Below are 16,051 nucleotides of genomic sequence, written 5' to 3'. Positions count from 1 at the left end.
GCCGTTCGCTATCCTTCATAACATGTTTTAAACTGCTGACTGTAAAGAAGAAACAAGCTGATTTAAAAATTCATCTCCGCTCATAATTGCTTTCCCGCCACCGCGAGCACTCTTCTTATTTCCGCCACCTTTTCCTTCGAGTGTAGGAAGAGCGTCTTTTAAAAGAGCATTCATATCGAGTGATACTGATTTTCCGCAAGCGAGAATACATTGTAGTTTGTCATCATTTTCGATGACGAAATACGTAATTGCATGCTCTTGTTGTTCTGTAATAATAGCGGAAAGCTTTGCGATTTCTTGCATAGAACGATTTGTAAATACTTTAGAAATAAGTATGCCGGCATGTATTTCCGTAGGGTGTTGAAGTAGTTCATTTGCCTCTGCAAATAATAATTTTTCATTCATTGTTTGTATTGCTTTTTCGTTTTCTTTTTGAGAAGTAAGCAGTTGCGCCACTTTTGTTGGAATATCAGTTTCGCTACTGTTTAATTGTTTGGAGACATTCTTCATAATTTGTTGTTGCTGCCCTATTAATTTAAGTGTGCGCCAGCCAGCGATAAACGTTAGTCGTATGCCACCTTTATTGCGTTCCCAGCTAAGAACTTGAATAGGACCTACTTCACCAGTACGTTTCGGGTGTGTTCCGCCACAGCCGTTATAATCAAAGTTTTCGATCATAACAACGCGTATATTTTGTGTCATAGTCGGTTCTTTACGAAGGGGCAACGTTTTCGCTTCTTCTAAGTTCATCCACTGGATGCGGATTGGATGGTTTTCAAAAACAATTTTGTTTGCAATTTGTATTGCTTTTTCAACCGTTTCTGCATGAAGATTTTCTGTTTCTAAATCAATTGTTACTGTTTCTTTACCAAGATGGAATCCAATTGTAGGCATGTTAAAATGGTCCCAAAAGGCAGCAGATAAAATGTGCTGAGCCGCATGTTGCTGCATATGATCAAAACGGCGCTCCCAATTGATTTTACCTTCTACGTCTTCTGTATGTAATTGTTCTGCAATGTAATGACGAATTTCTCCGTTTATCTCTTCTACATTGATTACATTGATATCATTTAATGTACCAGTATCATATGGTTGTCCGCCACCTGTCGGATAAAATGCTGTTTCATTCAAAACAACGTATAAGTTACCGTCTTTATCATAATCTTGCTTTATAATTTTAGTAGTAAAGTCTTGCTTATAAGCGTCAGTGTAATATAATTTGTGCTCCAATTTTCTTTCTCCTCTCGCATTAACTAGTTTCATTGTAAAGCAATTGAAATTAGTTTCCTAATATTTCAGAAGAAAGAAACTATTTTTAGAATTTTCTTGCTATAATAAGAAAAAGAAAATGCGGGGGTGGAATGAATATGTTATATGAAAACGGCGTAGATAAACTGCTTAGTTTAAGTAGAAATATTTCCGAATTATATCGAGAATTAAACGAAATGACCCGGATTTTAACGGATTGTAATCGAGAAAGTGTGAAGTTTGATCGATTATATGTAAAAGAGTTACTTTGGAAGAAAGAAGATGTAATAGAGAAATATGACCAGCTACTTGTACAACTTTGTATTAACGAATGCTTTGATCTAAAAAGTGTCATTACAGGGGAATATAAGTATACATATGAAGAAGTAGAAAACATAGTTTTACAATTTAATGAAAAGTATAATGTCGCAATCTTAATTAAAGATGTGTGTAAAGAATTACAGTTCACATATGGAATTGATATGGACATAACGAGAACAACTCGGGTATCAACAGCTCAAGTATAGAAAAAGGAAAAGAAAGCAGATCCTTTGCTTTCTTTTTTTGTGAAAATAGAGAGAGTAGGTTTAACGATGAAGGGGAAGTTACAGCATATTCATCCGCTTGGAATGAGTATTATTTTAGGGACATTGTTTACTAGGTTTGCAACTTCAATGAGTATCCCTTTTTTAGCGATTTATTTAACGACTGTTAAAGGTGTATCAGCTGGAATGACTGGTGCTATTATCGGAACGAGTGCACTTGTTGGTGTTTTTGCTAGTTTTATCGGAGGGAATTTATCAGATCGATTTGGCCGGAAAACGATTATGCTCTGGTCCATGATCGTTTGGATTTTTGTGTTTATAGGTTTTTCACTTGCGGATCATGTTTTAAGTTTCTTTTTATTAAACGCTTTAAATGGATTATGTAGGTCGTTTTTTGAGCCAACATCAAGAGCATTATTATCAGATTTAACAAAGCCTGAGTATCGGTTACTCGTCTATAACTTACGATACGGTGCAATAAATGTTGGAGTTGCTATTGGACCAATTGTTGGATTACAGATTGGAAGTGCAAAATCAACAATTCCTTTTTTAGTAGCAGCTGGGGTATATATTCTATATACAGCTATATTAGCGTTCCAATTTAAGAAGTATCCAATGGAAAAAAAGAAAGTGAGTACAGAAAAACCTGTTACAATGTTAAATGCAATGCGTATATTGCGAAAAGATATAGTATTTTTAGTTGCTTTAGTCGGTATTATTTTGAGTAATTGCGGTTTTTCACATTTAACGACGACAGTATCTCAATATTTTGCAAATGCACATATATTTGAGGATGGAGTGAAGCTATTCTCATATATGCTCGCTTTAAATGCAATTGTTGTAGTGATTATCCAATACCCTGTTATTCAAATGTGCAAAAAATACACACCATTAGCATCCATTATGGTTGGAACTTTATTTGTGAGCGGAGGATTGTTTGGATTTGGAGTAGTAGAATCTATGCTAGGTGCTGCCGTCTGTACAATTATTTTTACAATTGGAGAAGTCTTAATGTTTTCAATGACGGATGTATTTATTGATGATATTGCTGTTGCGCATCTAAAAGGAACATACTTCGGTGCGATGGGTTTTTCGGGAATTGGAGCAGTAATAGGTCCGTGGTTTGGAGGAGTACTTCTCGATTACTACGGGTACCAAAATGGGTTTGCAATATTTTCAGCACTAGCTATATTTTCAACTGTGGCATTTCCTGTGCTTTTAGTTACAAAAGGTTTATCGAAAAAAAGATATGATAGAAATTCTAATATAGAAATGCATGCGAAATAACATAAGCCCCAGTAACCAACTGGGGCTTAGTGTGTATTATATTAACTCTTAATTTGAAAAAAGAACTTTCTTTTCATGCTTATCAGCAACTTCATTTTTGGAAATATGAATGGCTAAATATCCATTTTCTAAGCAGGCTAGCATCTTCTTATAAATAATATTATCGGGTAAAGGAATGATCCGCTGTAAAGAAATATTATTATGAAGTATGCAAATGGTTAGGCCTGTCTTCATCTTTTTAATGACTACATTTTGTTCAGTTACATTTGGTACATCTGTTTCCAAAATGTATTCTTGTTCCGTTTCGCAAAGGTCAATATGAATTTGATTTGGGAAACTAAAGTTACTACAAGAGTCAGAACAAAATTGATCCATCCATTCTTCGAAACCATCAACATGAAAAAGACAATCCTTCTTTTTCTTGCCCATGTAAGACACCCTCCGTGAAATCTCAATTCATACTATGTTATGCATGAATGAAGTAGGGGTGAAGAATAAATGGAAAAATATAAACATTGTATGTGGAAAAGATAGCTAGTGTGCACTTTTTGTTTTACATATCATGATGCGCATGATGTTTTTGGCGTGAATGGTTACGGTTTTTTACTTTATGAGATCCGCTTAATGGTTCAGGTTGTCCTTTTTTTTCTTTCGCTTCACGATTGTTTTTTCCCATTGTATGTGACACCTCCTCTTCCTCTTTAGAATGAGAGAAGTTTGCAAATTTATACGAGAATGTTTTTAGAAAAAAAGGTAAAGATAAATGGGACTAACTATTATGGAAAGGGGATTATATAATGCCATATCATAAAGATAAACAACAAGCGTTTCAAGCAGCTCAGCAAGGTGTTACACAAGCAGAAAATGCATTTAACAACATTGTAAAAAATGATCCAAACTACGGTCATGATTTAAAAGAATTACGCCAAGAGGTTCAGGAAGCGTATGAACAAATTCAAAATGCACTAGAAGTAGCTTCAGAAACACAACGCCCACAACTTGAGCAATACGAAAATAACCTTCAAAATATTATGCAGCATGTAGATCAATTAGAAAAGTAAATGAGGTTGTTGTGTATTCGACAACCTCATTACTTTAACGAATATTATGCTAAAACAGAAAATTTTTCTACTCGTTTTTTCTTTATTATGCGCAGTACATATATTTCAAGTTGAAAAAGTGGAAGCGAAAATGTTGCTCAGAAAAGAGCTAGAACCAACTGGCTATGTAACATGGGAAGTACCTAATAATGAAAAGATTATTGCTATTACATTTGATGATGGACCGGATCCAACTTATACACCACAAATTTTAAATTTATTACGTCAATATAAAGCAGAAGCGACATTTTTTATGATTGGATTTCGGGTTCAGCGTAATCCATATTTAGTGAAACAAGTGTTAAAAGAGGGACATGAAATTGGAAATCATACGATGAATCATTTGTATGCGAGTAATTCATCAGATGAAAAATTAGAAAATGATATTTTAGATGGAAAGAAATTTTTCGAAAAATGGGTGAAAGAACCTTTGCTATTCCGTCCACCGGGTGGATATATTAACGATGCTGTATTTAAAACAGCGAAAGAAGCTGGTTATCAAACTGTTCTATGGTCGTGGCATCAAGATCCACGTGATTGGGCAAATCCAGGGGTTGAATCCATTGTAAATCATGTAGTGAAAAATGCAAAAAGTGGTGATATTGTATTGTTACATGATGGTGGAAATAATCGTAGTCAAACAGTAGCAGCGCTAGCAAAAATTTTACCTGAACTGAAAAAGCAGGGCTATCGATTTGTAACGGTTTCGGAATTGTTACGTTATAAACATTAGAAAAAATCCCAAAAGGTGAATGCTCCTTTTGGGATTTTTCGTTACTGGTTCTTTTTGCGTTTCTTATTATTTTGTCGTTCTGCAGCAGTTAAGTTTTCATTTGCAAACTCTTCGTTATAACCAGCACCTTGTCCTTGTGCAGATGCCGCATTCATTCCTGAAATAGTATGATTTGCTTTTCTTTTACCCATTTTATTTCACCTCTATAACTTTTTTTGTAAGTTGCATGATGAGCAGTTCATAGTATGTATGAACTGTAAAGAAAGCGCTAATAGAGCACTTTACTTTATGGTAATAGTATTCATAAGGAACATGAACACTATTCAAATTTAGAAACATAAAGAAAACTTATGATAATCTATAAGTTTCTTATTATTTACTTATTTAGAAAGTTGTAATAAGATATTATCGTAAGGTATTGAAAAGTTTGTCTACATTTTATATTCAGACAACTTAGTCACGTTTAACAGGGGGGAAACATAATGGTCAAACATAATCCATTTCAATCACGCGCAACTTTTGAAGTAGATGGAAAAACGTATCATTATTATGATTTGAAAGCGCTTGAAAACGCAGGGGTTGGCAACGTATCTCAATTACCATATTCCGTGAAAGTTTTACTTGAATCAGTACTTCGTCAAGTAGACGGACGTGTAATCACAGAAGAGCATGTTACAAATTTAGCGAAATGGGGAACGAAAGATGTGCAAGATATCGATGTTCCATTTAAACCATCTCGTGTAATTTTACAAGATTTCACTGGTGTTCCAGCTGTTGTTGATTTGGCTTCGCTTCGTAAAGCAATGGCAGACATGGGTGGGGATCCTGATAAAATTAATCCGGAAATTACTGTAGACCTTGTAATCGATCACTCTGTACAGGTTGATAGAGCGGGTACGGCAGACGCGCTTGCATTCAACATGGACTTAGAGTTTAAACGTAATGAAGAACGTTATAAATTTTTAAGCTGGGCACAGAAATCATTTGATAACTACCGCGCAGTTCCACCAGCTACAGGTATTGTACACCAAGTAAACCTTGAATATTTAGCACCAGTTGTTCACGCGGTGAAAAATGCTGAAGGTGACTTAGTTGCATACCCAGATTCATTAGTTGGAACAGACTCACATACAACAATGATTAACGGTATCGGCGTTCTTGGTTGGGGCGTTGGTGGTATTGAAGCAGAAGCAGGAATGCTTGGACAGCCTTCATACTTCCCAGTACCTGAAGTAATCGGTGTAAAATTAACTGGTACACTTCCAAGTGGTACTACAGCAACTGACGTTGCATTAAAAGTAACACAAGTATTACGTCAAAAAGGTGTAGTTGGTAAATTCGTTGAGTTCTTCGGTAATGGACTAAAGAGCATGCCTTTAGCTGACCGTGCAACAATTTCAAATATGGCACCAGAATACGGCGCAACTTGTGGATTCTTCCCAATCGATGATATTTCATTAGAATACTTACGTTTAACAGGTAGAGATGAAGAACAAATTCGCGTTGTTGAAGAATACTGTAAAGCGAACGGTTTATTCTATACAGCAGACAGTAAAGATCCAATCTATACTGATCTTGTTGAAATTGATTTAAATACAATTGAATCTAACCTTTCTGGACCGAAACGCCCACAAGATTTAATTCCACTTTCAGATATGAAAGATGCGTTCCACAAAGCTGTTGTAGCACCAGTTGGAACACAAGGACTTGGATTTAATGAGCAAGAGTTCGATAAAGAAGTGAAGGTTACATTAGAAGATAAAGAAGTAACGATGAAAACAGGTGCAATTGCAATCGCAGCAATTACAAGCTGTACAAATACATCAAACCCATACGTATTAATTGGAGCAGGTCTAGTTGCGAAGAAAGCAATTGAAAAAGGACTTGTAGTACCTGAGTATGTAAAAACATCATTAGCACCAGGATCTAAAGTTGTTACAGAGTACTTAGATAAGTCTGGTTTAACAACATATTTAGATCAATTAGGTTTCCAAACAGTTGGTTACGGCTGTACGACTTGTATCGGTAACTCTGGTCCATTAGCGCCAGAATTAGAAGAAGCAATCGCAGCAAACGACTTACTAGTAACATCTGTTTTATCTGGTAACCGTAACTTTGAAGGTCGTATTCATCCACTTGTAAAAGCAAACTACTTAGCATCACCACCACTTGTTGTGGCATATGCACTTGCAGGTACTGTTGATATTGACCTGAAAAATGATGAAATCGGTAAAGATGCAAATGGCAATGCTGTTTACTTCAACGATATTTGGCCATCAGCTAAAGAAATTGAAGATGTAGTTCAAAGCGTTGTTACATCTGAACTGTTCAAGAAAGAATATGCACAAGTATTTAACAGCAATGAGCGCTGGAATGAAATCCAAACTTCAAACGAAGCTTTATATACTTGGGATAATGATTCAACATATATTCAAAACCCACCATTCTTTGAAGGTTTATCTAAAGAGCCAGGTGAAGTTGAAACATTATCAGGCCTACGCGTAGTTGGTAAATTTGGTGACTCTGTAACGACAGACCACATTTCACCAGCAGGTTCAATCGGTAAGCATACACCAGCTGGACGCTACTTATTAGAAAACGGCGTACAACCAGTTGACTTTAACTCTTACGGTTCTCGTCGTGGTAACCATGAAGTTATGATGCGTGGTACATTCGCGAACATCCGTATTAAAAACCAAATCGCACCAGGAACAGAAGGCGGATATACAACATATTGGCCAACTGGTGAAGTAACATCTATCTATGATGCTGCTATGAAATATAAGGAAGATGGAACAGGTCTTCTAGTTGTTGCTGGTAAAGATTACGGTATGGGAAGTTCTCGTGACTGGGCTGCGAAAGGTACTAACTTATTAGGTATTAAAGCAGTAATCGCAGAAAGCTTCGAACGTATTCACCGCAGTAACTTAGTGTTAATGGGTGTACTACCACTTCAATTTAAAGATGGCGAAAGTGCTGAAACGTTAGGTCTTGTTGGTAACGAGTCATTTGAAATTCAAATCGACAAAACAGTTAGACCGCGCGATCTTGTAAAAGTAGTTGCAACTGATTTAGATGGCAACGAAAAACAATTTGAAGTAGTAGCTCGTTTCGATAGTGAAGTTGAAATTGATTACTACCGTCACGGTGGTATTCTGCAAATGGTTCTTCGTGAGAAAATTGAAGAGTCAAAAGTGTCAAACTAAATAATTGAAATGAACGAGAAGGAAGCTAACAACTGTTAGCTTCCTTATTTTATGGAAAGGGATGAAACCATTTGGTTTCATCCCTTTCTTTTTACTGTGAAAAAATGGAGGAAACGTCATGAAAGAATATAAAAGAATTTTGTTACCGTTACAGAAAGAAAAAATATTAGTAATAGCAGCTGTATGTAGTGGGCTTTTTGCAGCGATTTTAAATTTATCTCGGCCACTATTCATGGGACTAATTGTAGATAATTTGATTCAACGGGAGTTGAAGGGAGCATATTTTTACATTACTTTGTTTACAGTTTGCCGCTTGTTGATGTGGGTGAACAACCTCTCATTTGATTATATAAGCTCAAAAGCGAGTCAGCGAATATTACGAGAGAAGCGTATAGATGTATTGCGCCATTTTTTCCTATTACCGTTTGAAGAGAGTGAGAAAATTAAACAAGGAGAGTTAGAGACGCTAGTTGTATCTGATATTCCGAATTGGATTAGGTTATATAGTTCTATATTAATAGAATATATACATGCCATTGCGCAATTTATAGGTGCGTTCATAGCACTACAACATATAGATATACAGTTCATATTGTGGATAACTCCGTTTTTATTTTTAAGTGCAACGGTTCCGATGTTGTTTGGGGAAAAGGTAAGAAATATCGCAAGCATTGCTCAAAAAAATCAGTCAAGTGTCGTAGAGATGGTGTCACAGTTTGTAAAAGGAGTACAAGATTTACGTAGTTTGCAAAAAGAAAAATGGGCCATTCGCTTATTTAAAGGAGTAACGGCACAATCGTATAAAACAGAAGTAAAGAAGACGATGATGCAACATTGCATTGGAGTAGTTGGAACAGTGATTGAAACAGGAGCATATATCGTTGTTCTCATTGTAGGTGCAAAAAAAATAATGAAAGGGGAAATGGAAGTTGGTTCACTTGTTGCAGTGTTAGCTACAATTGAAATGCTCTTTTTTCCAGTCCGTTATGTGGGCGATTTATTAATGATGACACAAGTTGCAGTCGCTTCGGCAAATAGAGTTTTTTCCTTTTTAGATAAAAGAGTGGCAGATAGTAATGTAGAAAGAGCGATGGGGATGATAATAACAAATGTTTCATTTCAGGAGAGTGAAGAAGAGAAATGTAGAATTAATAATATTGATTTGCAAATTAATCCTGGTGAACTCATTATGATTGTAGGAGAAAGTGGTGCAGGAAAAACAACGTTTTTAAAATTAATGACAGGCTTGTATACACCATCTAACGGTAGCATTGTTTATTATGGTAATGAGGCTCGATTGACTACAGTGTGGCAAGAACCTCAATTCTTTCGGACGACAGTAAAAGAGAATATGTATTTCGGGGAAGTGGGCTTAGAAAACGAGTTAGAAAAAAGTGCTGAACTTGTAAATGTAACGCCGATTATTAGTGAATTGCCTGAAGGGATTCAAACTGTACTACATAAAAGCGGTGAAGAGTTTTCGGGAGGGGAAAGAAAACGTCTTGTATTATTGCGAGCAATTGGTTCAAATCCGAATTTTATTATTTTAGATGAACCGACTGCGGGATTAGATCCAAGCAATCAAGAATTTGTTTGGAATATGATAGAAGGACTAGGAAGCGATGTAACGAGAATTGTGGCGACACATGATGTCGAGAGGGCGATGATAGCGGATTGGGTTGTTGTCATGAATAATGGAATTGTTGTGGAATGTAGGGATCCTAGAGAGTTATTAACATATAAATCATTTTTCAAAAAGATGTTAATAAAAAGATAAGAGCGACATAATGCTCTTATCTTTATTCATTCTTATTAAGTTGATACGTATAAGATTCAGTATCGTTAGTACTAAACTCTTTCATTAGAGTCAGTTGGTTTGTATCTGGATTATATTTGAAAATTTTGACCGTATGTTCGCTACTTAGAGATGGATTATATTCTTGAATGGCAAATGTATTTTCAGCAACCTGTGTCATATTACTGGTCGAAACATTTTCTATAGAATCGTGATTTGTAGAAATTTCAACGACTTGTTTGCCGTTAAAAAATAAAAGAACAATCACTAAAACAACTAAATATATTCGTATATATCGAAGTTCTTTGTAAATTGGATGTTCTCCCAAAACAGTCATCCTTTCTATAATTATTCTGTAGTAGTGATGGTGGTCGTCGTGAAGAAAGTAAGAACACCGAGGCCTGCTAACAGGATAAATGAAATTAAAGCGATATAGAGACAAATACGACCAACTTGTTTTTTCTCAGGGTCTTTACTGAATAGTGAGATGATCCATGTGATAATACCGATTGGGGAAAATATAAAACTAAGAATATATAGAAGTACTTTTTCAAATAAATTCATAGGAGCTCCTTTCATTGTGAAACATTACATATATTTCTAATTATATGATAAAAAGGTAAATATTTCATCTCGGTTATGAAAATTCTGATTATTTCGACTCTGAATATTTCCAAGCTTGTCCGTATAAGCTAAAATAAGGTATATAGTATTTTGATGAATGTGTTAAAAGAAGATAATACGTTAGGGTGATATAAAATGTGGCGGAAGCTTACGATTATTGTAGTGTTACTTTGTTTAGCGGGATATGCAGCTTATGAACAGTTTGGTAATAAAGAGCAGGCGGTAAAAGTGAAGCAAGAAAAAAGTGAAGCTGCGATGAAAGAGATTATCGCAAGGAATGGTATTGAAATAGGGAAGAGTGCGCCAGACTTCGAATTAACGAAGTTAGATGGAACGAATGTAAAGCTATCAGATTTAAAAGGAAAGAAAGTGATTTTAAACTTTTGGGCAACGTGGTGTGGACCTTGCCAACAAGAAATGCCGGATATGGAGGCTTTCTATAAAGAACATAAAGAAAACGTAGAAATTTTAGCAATCAACTATACGCCTTCAGAAAAAGGTGGGGGGGCAGAAAAGGTAAGCAATTTTGCTAAAGAAAAAGGAATTACTTTTCCTATTTTATTGGACAAGAACATTGATGTGACAACAGCGTATAAAGTAATTACGATTCCAACTTCGTATTTTATAGATACAAAAGGTGTCATTCAAGATAAGTTTATTGGGCCGATGACGCAAAAAGAGATGGAGAAAAGGGTTGCTAAATTAAAATAATGGTGAAAAGGTAGAGGTGGAGAGTTCCCATTTCTGCCTTTTCTTTTTCAAGTAGTAATAACTTCATGATATGATGTAAGAAATATAATCGTTTAGAGATAAAGGAGTGTATGGAGTGGGGAATGTATCCTTACCGTTAGATTATGTTGTAATTGATTTTGAAACAACAGGATTTAACCCTTATAATGATAAAATTATTCAAGTTGCAGCGGTGAAATATCGTAATCATGAACTCGTAGATCAATTTGTTTCATACGTGAATCCAGAGCGGCCAATTCCGGACCGAATAACGAGTTTAACAGGTATTACCAATTATCGCGTTTCAGATGCACCGACGATTGAAGAAGTGTTACCTTTATTTTTAGCATTTTTACATACAAATGTTATTGTGGCTCATAATGCTTCTTTTGATATGCGCTTTTTGAAAAGTAATGTAAATATGCTTGGGTTGCCTGAACCTAAAAATAAAGTAATTGATACTGTATTTTTAGCGAAGAAATACATGAAGCATGCGCCTAATCATAAACTTGAAACGTTAAAACGAATGCTTGGAATTCGTTTAAGCTCTCATAATGCATTTGACGATTGCATTACGTGTGCTGCTGTTTATCAAAAGTGTGCAGCTATTGAAGAAGAAGGGAAACGAAAAGTAAATAAGGCTATGCTTGATGAAACTGCGGTATATGAAGCGGTGAAAGAAATACTTGCATGTAATAAACGTAATGTAGAATGGCTACGTTGTATGAACGTAGGAAGTTATTTAGATATAAAAGCTTTTTATCCAGTTATGAGATTAAAGGTAAAAGGACGAAAGAAATATGTATTAACAGAGATATTAGAAGAAGATGTGAAAGAAATATGTACAAGTTTAAAATGTGAACCGGCGTTAAAAAGTGAAGTTGGTAATACGAGAATTATGCTTAATAGCTTAGAGGATGTTATGAAATTAGAAAGTTATATTTTAGAGCAGTATGATTTTGTATTACAGGCGCTTCATGATTATAAAGAAAATGAAATGAATGCAGATGAAAAGTTGAAAGAGTATTTAAATATTATGGTATAAAAAACTCCGTGTGCAATATATTGTACACGGAGTTTTTTTAGGAGTACTAAAACATAAAATTTTCTTGCAAATCTGATTAAAGAGTTTTTTGTTTGCTCATACTATGTAATAAGAAAGCGAAGGAGAGAGGGTGAACAACATGAGAAGAAGTCGCCGTAAATCGTTTGAAGAACTTGTAAATGAAAATAAACAACAATTATTAAGCGATCGTGATGCAATTGATCGCATTGAAGAGCGCATTGAAAAACGTTATGAAATGAAACTTTTTAAGCAAGCTGAATAATTCTTAACACTAGTACGATACTAGTGTTAAGGAGGCGATAGTAATGGGTAATCCGAAAAAAAATTCAAAAGACTTTGCACCAAATCATATTGGAACACAATCGAAAAAAGCTGGTGGAAATAAAGGAAAGCAAATGCAAGATCAAACAGGTAAACAACCGATTGTTGATAATGGTTAAAGAAAAGGAGAATATTACATTCTCCTTTTTTATGTATAAATTTGAGGAAAGATAGGTAATTTAAGATGGTGTGTATATACAATATTAGGAGGGAAGTACATGCCAAATCCAGATAATCGAAGTGACAACGCTGAAAAGTTACAAGAAATGGTGCAAAATACAGTTGATAACTTTAATGAAGCAAAAGAAACAGCGGAACTTTCTAATGAAAAAGATCGTGCTGCTATTGAAGCAAAAAATCAAAGACGTTTAGAAAGTATTGACTCATTAAAAAGTGAAATCAAAGATGAATCTTAACAAAATGTACAAAAAGGGCTGACTTTTGTCAGCCCTTTTTCGTAATCGTAAAATTTTCAACGAGTAAACGCCAATTTTGTGGGAATGGTAAACCGATTTTCCAGTAACTAATACCACCTATACCTTGTTCTTTCATTAAATTGAATTTACTTTGAACAGACCGTGAATCTTCAAACCAAACTTCGTGTTGCACGCCGTTTTCATCAAAATAATTAAAATGAGGAGCTTGGGCTGTGAAATCATAACGAATAGGGACATTATATTTACGAGCTAGTGCAACAGCTGCGACAGAGCTAATTGCTTTTGCGGGTGGATTTCCTTGTTTAAATGGAAGCTTCCAATCAAACCCGTATAAATTTTGCCCCATCATAATTTTTTGGGGAGGCATTTGAGATTTTGCATATTGAAGTACTTCTTTCACCGGACCGATAGGAGAAACTGCCATCGGTGGCCCGCCCTGCCATCCCCAGTCATATGTCATAATGACGACGAAATCAACAATTTGCCCTTGCGCTTTATAATCGTGAGCTTCGAAAAATTTTCCCTTTTGATTTGAACTTGTTTTCGGTACGAGAGTTGTGCTCAATGTGTACCCGCTAGGTAAGCGTGTTTTTACATTTCGTAAAAAACGATTATACGCTTCGCGGTCTTCAGGTGCTACACTCTCGAAATCGAAATGAATGTCTCGCATGCCATATTTCTCAGCTGTTTGCAAAATGTTTGTAATAAATTTGTTTTGAATCGTTGCGTCGCGTAAAATAACCGATGTTAGATCGGCACTGAAATTACCATTTTCAATATTTGTAATAACGAGCATAGGGATTGTTTTACCCTGCGTTGCAATATTAGCGATTTTAGCTGTTTCAGTAGGTTCTTTTAATGTGCCATCTCTTTTTGCCTCAAAACTAAAATAAGCTAAGTATGTTAAAAATGGATTGATGGCACGTGTAGCATTAACTAAACTCTCTTTAATCGGTATAGTGGAAGGTTGTAAATAAGCGATGGATTCTACAGCTCGTTTTGTACCTTTTGGTACGTATAATTGTTGTCCGACATGGAGAATAGATTTTAAAGATAAATTATTAACTTTAGCTAAACTAGCGAGGGGGACATTATATGTTTGAGAAATTCGATATAGGCTGTCACCAGGCTGTACATAATAATTATTCCCTTTCGTATTAACGATAAGTGCCTGACCAACCACGAGCGTTTCAGCTGGATTTAATCCATTGTCTTTTACTATTTCGTCAGGTGTTGATCCATATTTTGATGCCAAGCTATATACGCTATCACCACTACGAACAGTTACAATTTGAATCATATGCTGGCTCCTTTCAGTAAAAGATTCACTGTTTTTATTTTATTTTTGATGTTACTGTATTATGATTAAATGTATGCAAGGTAGCAGAAGTGAAAGAAGGCGAATATACATATGTTTGTAGCAGAACATGAAGTTGAAATCCGTTATGCGGAAACAGATCAAATGGGTGTTGTTTACCATTCAAACTACTTAGTGTGGCTTGAGTTAGGTCGCACGAAACTTATACAAGATTTAGGTTTTTCATATGTTGAAATGGAGAAAGAAGGAATTATTTCTCCTGTGTTAGATTTACAAATTTCATACCGTAAAGCGATGCGTTACGGAGAAAAAGCAATCGTAAAAACATGGGTAGATACTGTGAGCCCACTTCGCGTTGTATATGGATATGAAATATATAATGGTGATGGTGAACTTTGTATTACTGCAAGTACAACGAATATTTGTGCGAAAAAAGAAGGGTTCCGCCCTGTATCATTTAAAAAGTTATATCCTGAGTGGTATGCGAAATATGAGGAAATTAAGAAAAAATAAAAAAGCGTGGCAGAAGCCACGTTTTTTATTTTTCATAATTAAATTGTGGGAAGTCGTCACCTTCGTTAAGTGTAACAGATAAATTATGTCCATCGAAGAACCATTCATCATCGCCTTCAATAAAGAAGTTAATACCTTCTTCTTGAATTTGAACAGCAGGATGTGCAGGATCATCTTTACGAATACCTAAAGAAAGTCCTTTTTGCACAGTACTGCAACCACCGTATTGTACGAAAAAGCGTAGTGTTTCATTTGATTGTAAGTTTAATTCATTTTTATACCATTGTGCTGCTTCTTTTGTTACGGAAAGATTCATGTATAGTTCCTCCAAATTATGTTGCTTTTTCTTTAGTATAAAAAATAACGCAAAAAGACGCTATTAATATGCTTCACGTTTTCTTTTTGCGTTATGTGGGTTACGATCTTATTTTTGCTTTTTTGAAAAGTTTGCTTTTGGTTCAGTTTTATTTATAATTCGTCCGATATTTGCACGGTGTTTATAAATAACCATACCTGCTAATAAACACATCGCAATAATGAAGATTTTATCCCCGCTAACAATGGATGCAATAACAGCAACAACTGCTGTTACCATAGAAGAAAGTGATACGTATCTTGTTGTAAATAAAAGGGTGAAAAATACAACAGCCAATATTGCAAAAACAACTGGTGAATAGCATAATAGCACCCCAGCAGAAGTTGCAACTGCTTTACCACCGCGGAATTTCGCGAAGATTGGATAGACATGTCCAAGAACAGCCGCTAACCCGAACCATAGTGGATGAATATCTAATCCGAAAATCATTGGTAGACTTGTTGCTAATGTCCCTTTTAAAATGTCAGCAATTGTAACGGTAAAACCTGCTTTTTTCCCTAATGTGCGGAATGTGTTTGTTCCGCCTAGATTACCGCTCCCGTGCTCACGAATATCGATTCCGTAGCCGATTTTTCCAACAACTAGTGCAAATGGAATCGAGCCAAGTAAGTAGGCAACGATAAATAAAAGATATGTAGTAACCATAAGTTCAGTCTCCTTTATTCAAATGTGTTGATAAAGGGTAAAAAGAGTTTTTCCCGTATATTGTACCATACATTTGTAAAGAGCACATTTCTTTTTTGTAAATGAAAA

At 35.4% G+C, this 16,051-nt stretch carries 20 protein-coding genes and 1 pseudogene; 12 read left to right on the top strand and 9 right to left on the bottom strand.

All coding sequences use genetic code 11. The features are described from left to right. Window positions 1-27 precede the first annotated feature (27 nt). Window positions 28-1,230: an alanyl-tRNA editing protein gene (locus ACTFN4_RS00515; RefSeq protein WP_439962022.1), complete on the bottom strand. Its 1,203-nt coding sequence runs from the start codon at window positions 1,228-1,230 to the stop codon at window positions 28-30. Window positions 1,231-1,367: 137 nt separating this feature from the next. Here ACTFN4_RS00515 and ACTFN4_RS00510 point away from each other — a divergent pair, with 137 nt between their 5' ends. Continuing rightward, the gene (locus tag ACTFN4_RS00510) at window positions 1,368-1,775 is read left to right on the top strand and encodes a hypothetical protein (RefSeq protein ID WP_000965149.1); all 408 of its coding nucleotides are present in this window, start codon (window positions 1,368-1,370) and stop codon (window positions 1,773-1,775) included. Window positions 1,776-1,841: 66 nt separating this feature from the next. Continuing rightward, complete coding sequence (locus tag ACTFN4_RS00505) at window positions 1,842-3,080, top strand: MDR family MFS transporter (RefSeq protein WP_439962021.1); 1,239 nt, start codon at window positions 1,842-1,844, stop codon at window positions 3,078-3,080. 48 nt (window positions 3,081-3,128) lie between these two features. Here ACTFN4_RS00505 and ACTFN4_RS00500 read toward each other — a convergent pair whose 3' ends face one another. Together ACTFN4_RS00500 and ACTFN4_RS00495 are read right to left on the bottom strand one after the other, a co-directional pair. Continuing rightward, window positions 3,129-3,509, bottom strand: a complete 381-nt coding sequence (locus tag ACTFN4_RS00500; RefSeq protein ID WP_000516748.1) for an Hsp20 family protein — start codon at window positions 3,507-3,509, stop codon at window positions 3,129-3,131. A 124-nt stretch (window positions 3,510-3,633) separates the two neighbouring features. Continuing rightward, window positions 3,634-3,756 carry a small acid-soluble spore protein P gene (locus tag ACTFN4_RS00495; RefSeq protein WP_000517649.1) on the bottom strand — a complete coding sequence of 41 codons (123 nt, stop codon included), beginning with the start codon at window positions 3,754-3,756 and terminating at the stop codon, window positions 3,634-3,636. Window positions 3,757-3,877: 121 nt separating this feature from the next. On the opposite strand from ACTFN4_RS00495, the gene ACTFN4_RS00490 reads away from it, so the two are divergent. Together ACTFN4_RS00490 and pdaB are read left to right on the top strand one after the other, a co-directional pair. Next, complete coding sequence (locus tag ACTFN4_RS00490) at window positions 3,878-4,141, top strand: hypothetical protein (protein ID WP_001146294.1); 264 nt, start codon at window positions 3,878-3,880, stop codon at window positions 4,139-4,141. Window positions 4,142-4,187: 46 nt separating this feature from the next. Beyond that, the gene (gene pdaB / locus ACTFN4_RS00485) at window positions 4,188-4,913 is read left to right on the top strand and encodes a polysaccharide deacetylase family sporulation protein PdaB (protein ID WP_002041622.1); all 726 of its coding nucleotides are present in this window, start codon (window positions 4,188-4,190) and stop codon (window positions 4,911-4,913) included. Window positions 4,914-4,954: 41 nt separating this feature from the next. On the opposite strand, the gene sspO is transcribed toward pdaB, so the two are convergent. Continuing rightward, window positions 4,955-5,104: an acid-soluble spore protein SspO gene (sspO, locus tag ACTFN4_RS00480; RefSeq protein ID WP_000518051.1), complete on the bottom strand. Its 150-nt coding sequence runs from the start codon at window positions 5,102-5,104 to the stop codon at window positions 4,955-4,957. 291 nt (window positions 5,105-5,395) lie between these two features. Here sspO and acnA point away from each other — a divergent pair, with 291 nt between their 5' ends. Further along, a complete protein-coding gene (acnA, locus tag ACTFN4_RS00475; RefSeq protein ID WP_000238566.1) occupies window positions 5,396-8,119 on the top strand; it encodes an aconitate hydratase AcnA in 2,724 nt (907 codons plus the stop codon). A 51-nt stretch (window positions 8,120-8,170) separates the two neighbouring features. After that, window positions 8,171-9,896: pseudogene (locus ACTFN4_RS00470) on the top strand (ABC transporter ATP-binding protein). 22 nt (window positions 9,897-9,918) lie between these two features. On the opposite strand, the gene ACTFN4_RS00465 reads toward ACTFN4_RS00470, so the two are convergent. Both ACTFN4_RS00465 and ACTFN4_RS00460 read right to left on the bottom strand, forming a co-directional pair. After that, on the bottom strand, window positions 9,919-10,251 hold the full coding sequence (locus ACTFN4_RS00465; protein ID WP_439962020.1) for a YmzC family protein: 333 nt from the start codon (window positions 10,249-10,251) through the stop codon (window positions 9,919-9,921). Window positions 10,252-10,262: 11 nt separating this feature from the next. Then, window positions 10,263-10,478: a hypothetical protein gene (locus ACTFN4_RS00460; protein WP_016125104.1), complete on the bottom strand. Its 216-nt coding sequence runs from the start codon at window positions 10,476-10,478 to the stop codon at window positions 10,263-10,265. A gap of 195 nt (window positions 10,479-10,673) precedes the next feature. Between ACTFN4_RS00460 and ACTFN4_RS00455 the strand changes: the two genes are divergently transcribed. The 5 genes from ACTFN4_RS00455 (at window position 10,674) to tlp (ending at window position 13,070) form a co-directional block, all read left to right on the top strand. Then, complete coding sequence (locus tag ACTFN4_RS00455; protein WP_000269082.1) at window positions 10,674-11,249, top strand: redoxin domain-containing protein; 576 nt, start codon at window positions 10,674-10,676, stop codon at window positions 11,247-11,249. A gap of 115 nt (window positions 11,250-11,364) precedes the next feature. Then, on the top strand, window positions 11,365-12,312 hold the full coding sequence (locus ACTFN4_RS00450) for a 3'-5' exonuclease (RefSeq protein ID WP_000528755.1): 948 nt from the start codon (window positions 11,365-11,367) through the stop codon (window positions 12,310-12,312). 139 nt (window positions 12,313-12,451) lie between these two features. After that, window positions 12,452-12,595, top strand: coding sequence for an FbpB family small basic protein (locus ACTFN4_RS00445; RefSeq protein WP_001254699.1), 144 nt, complete (start codon window positions 12,452-12,454; stop codon window positions 12,593-12,595). A 43-nt stretch (window positions 12,596-12,638) separates the two neighbouring features. Continuing rightward, window positions 12,639-12,773 (top strand): acid-soluble spore protein SspN, encoded by a 135-nt coding sequence (gene sspN, locus ACTFN4_RS00440; RefSeq protein ID WP_000527987.1) that lies wholly within the window; start codon window positions 12,639-12,641, stop codon window positions 12,771-12,773. A gap of 99 nt (window positions 12,774-12,872) precedes the next feature. Next, a complete protein-coding gene (gene tlp, locus ACTFN4_RS00435; protein WP_001133511.1) occupies window positions 12,873-13,070 on the top strand; it encodes a small acid-soluble spore protein Tlp in 198 nt (65 codons plus the stop codon). A gap of 28 nt (window positions 13,071-13,098) precedes the next feature. On the opposite strand, the gene ACTFN4_RS00430 is transcribed toward tlp, so the two are convergent. Next, entirely contained in the window at window positions 13,099-14,391 is a 1,293-nt protein-coding gene (locus ACTFN4_RS00430; protein WP_439962019.1) for a glycosyl hydrolase family 18 protein, read from the bottom strand. 111 nt (window positions 14,392-14,502) lie between these two features. Here ACTFN4_RS00430 and ACTFN4_RS00425 point away from each other — a divergent pair, with 111 nt between their 5' ends. Then, the gene (locus tag ACTFN4_RS00425; RefSeq protein WP_000495812.1) at window positions 14,503-14,922 is read left to right on the top strand and encodes an acyl-CoA thioesterase; all 420 of its coding nucleotides are present in this window, start codon (window positions 14,503-14,505) and stop codon (window positions 14,920-14,922) included. Between the two features lie 25 nt (window positions 14,923-14,947). On the opposite strand, the gene ACTFN4_RS00420 is transcribed toward ACTFN4_RS00425, so the two are convergent. After that, complete coding sequence (locus ACTFN4_RS00420) at window positions 14,948-15,238, bottom strand: HesB/YadR/YfhF family protein (RefSeq protein WP_001054453.1); 291 nt, start codon at window positions 15,236-15,238, stop codon at window positions 14,948-14,950. 108 nt (window positions 15,239-15,346) lie between these two features. Continuing rightward, window positions 15,347-15,943, bottom strand: a complete 597-nt coding sequence (gene plsY / locus ACTFN4_RS00415; protein ID WP_000258974.1) for a glycerol-3-phosphate 1-O-acyltransferase PlsY — start codon at window positions 15,941-15,943, stop codon at window positions 15,347-15,349. Between the last annotated feature and the right edge of the window lie 108 nt (window positions 15,944-16,051).

This window comes from Bacillus cereus group sp. MYBK95-2 (assembly GCF_051915225.1).
Classification (GTDB): domain Bacteria; phylum Bacillota; class Bacilli; order Bacillales; family Bacillaceae_G; genus Bacillus_A; species Bacillus_A cereus.
This window is presented reverse-complemented; position numbering and strand designations above follow the sequence as displayed.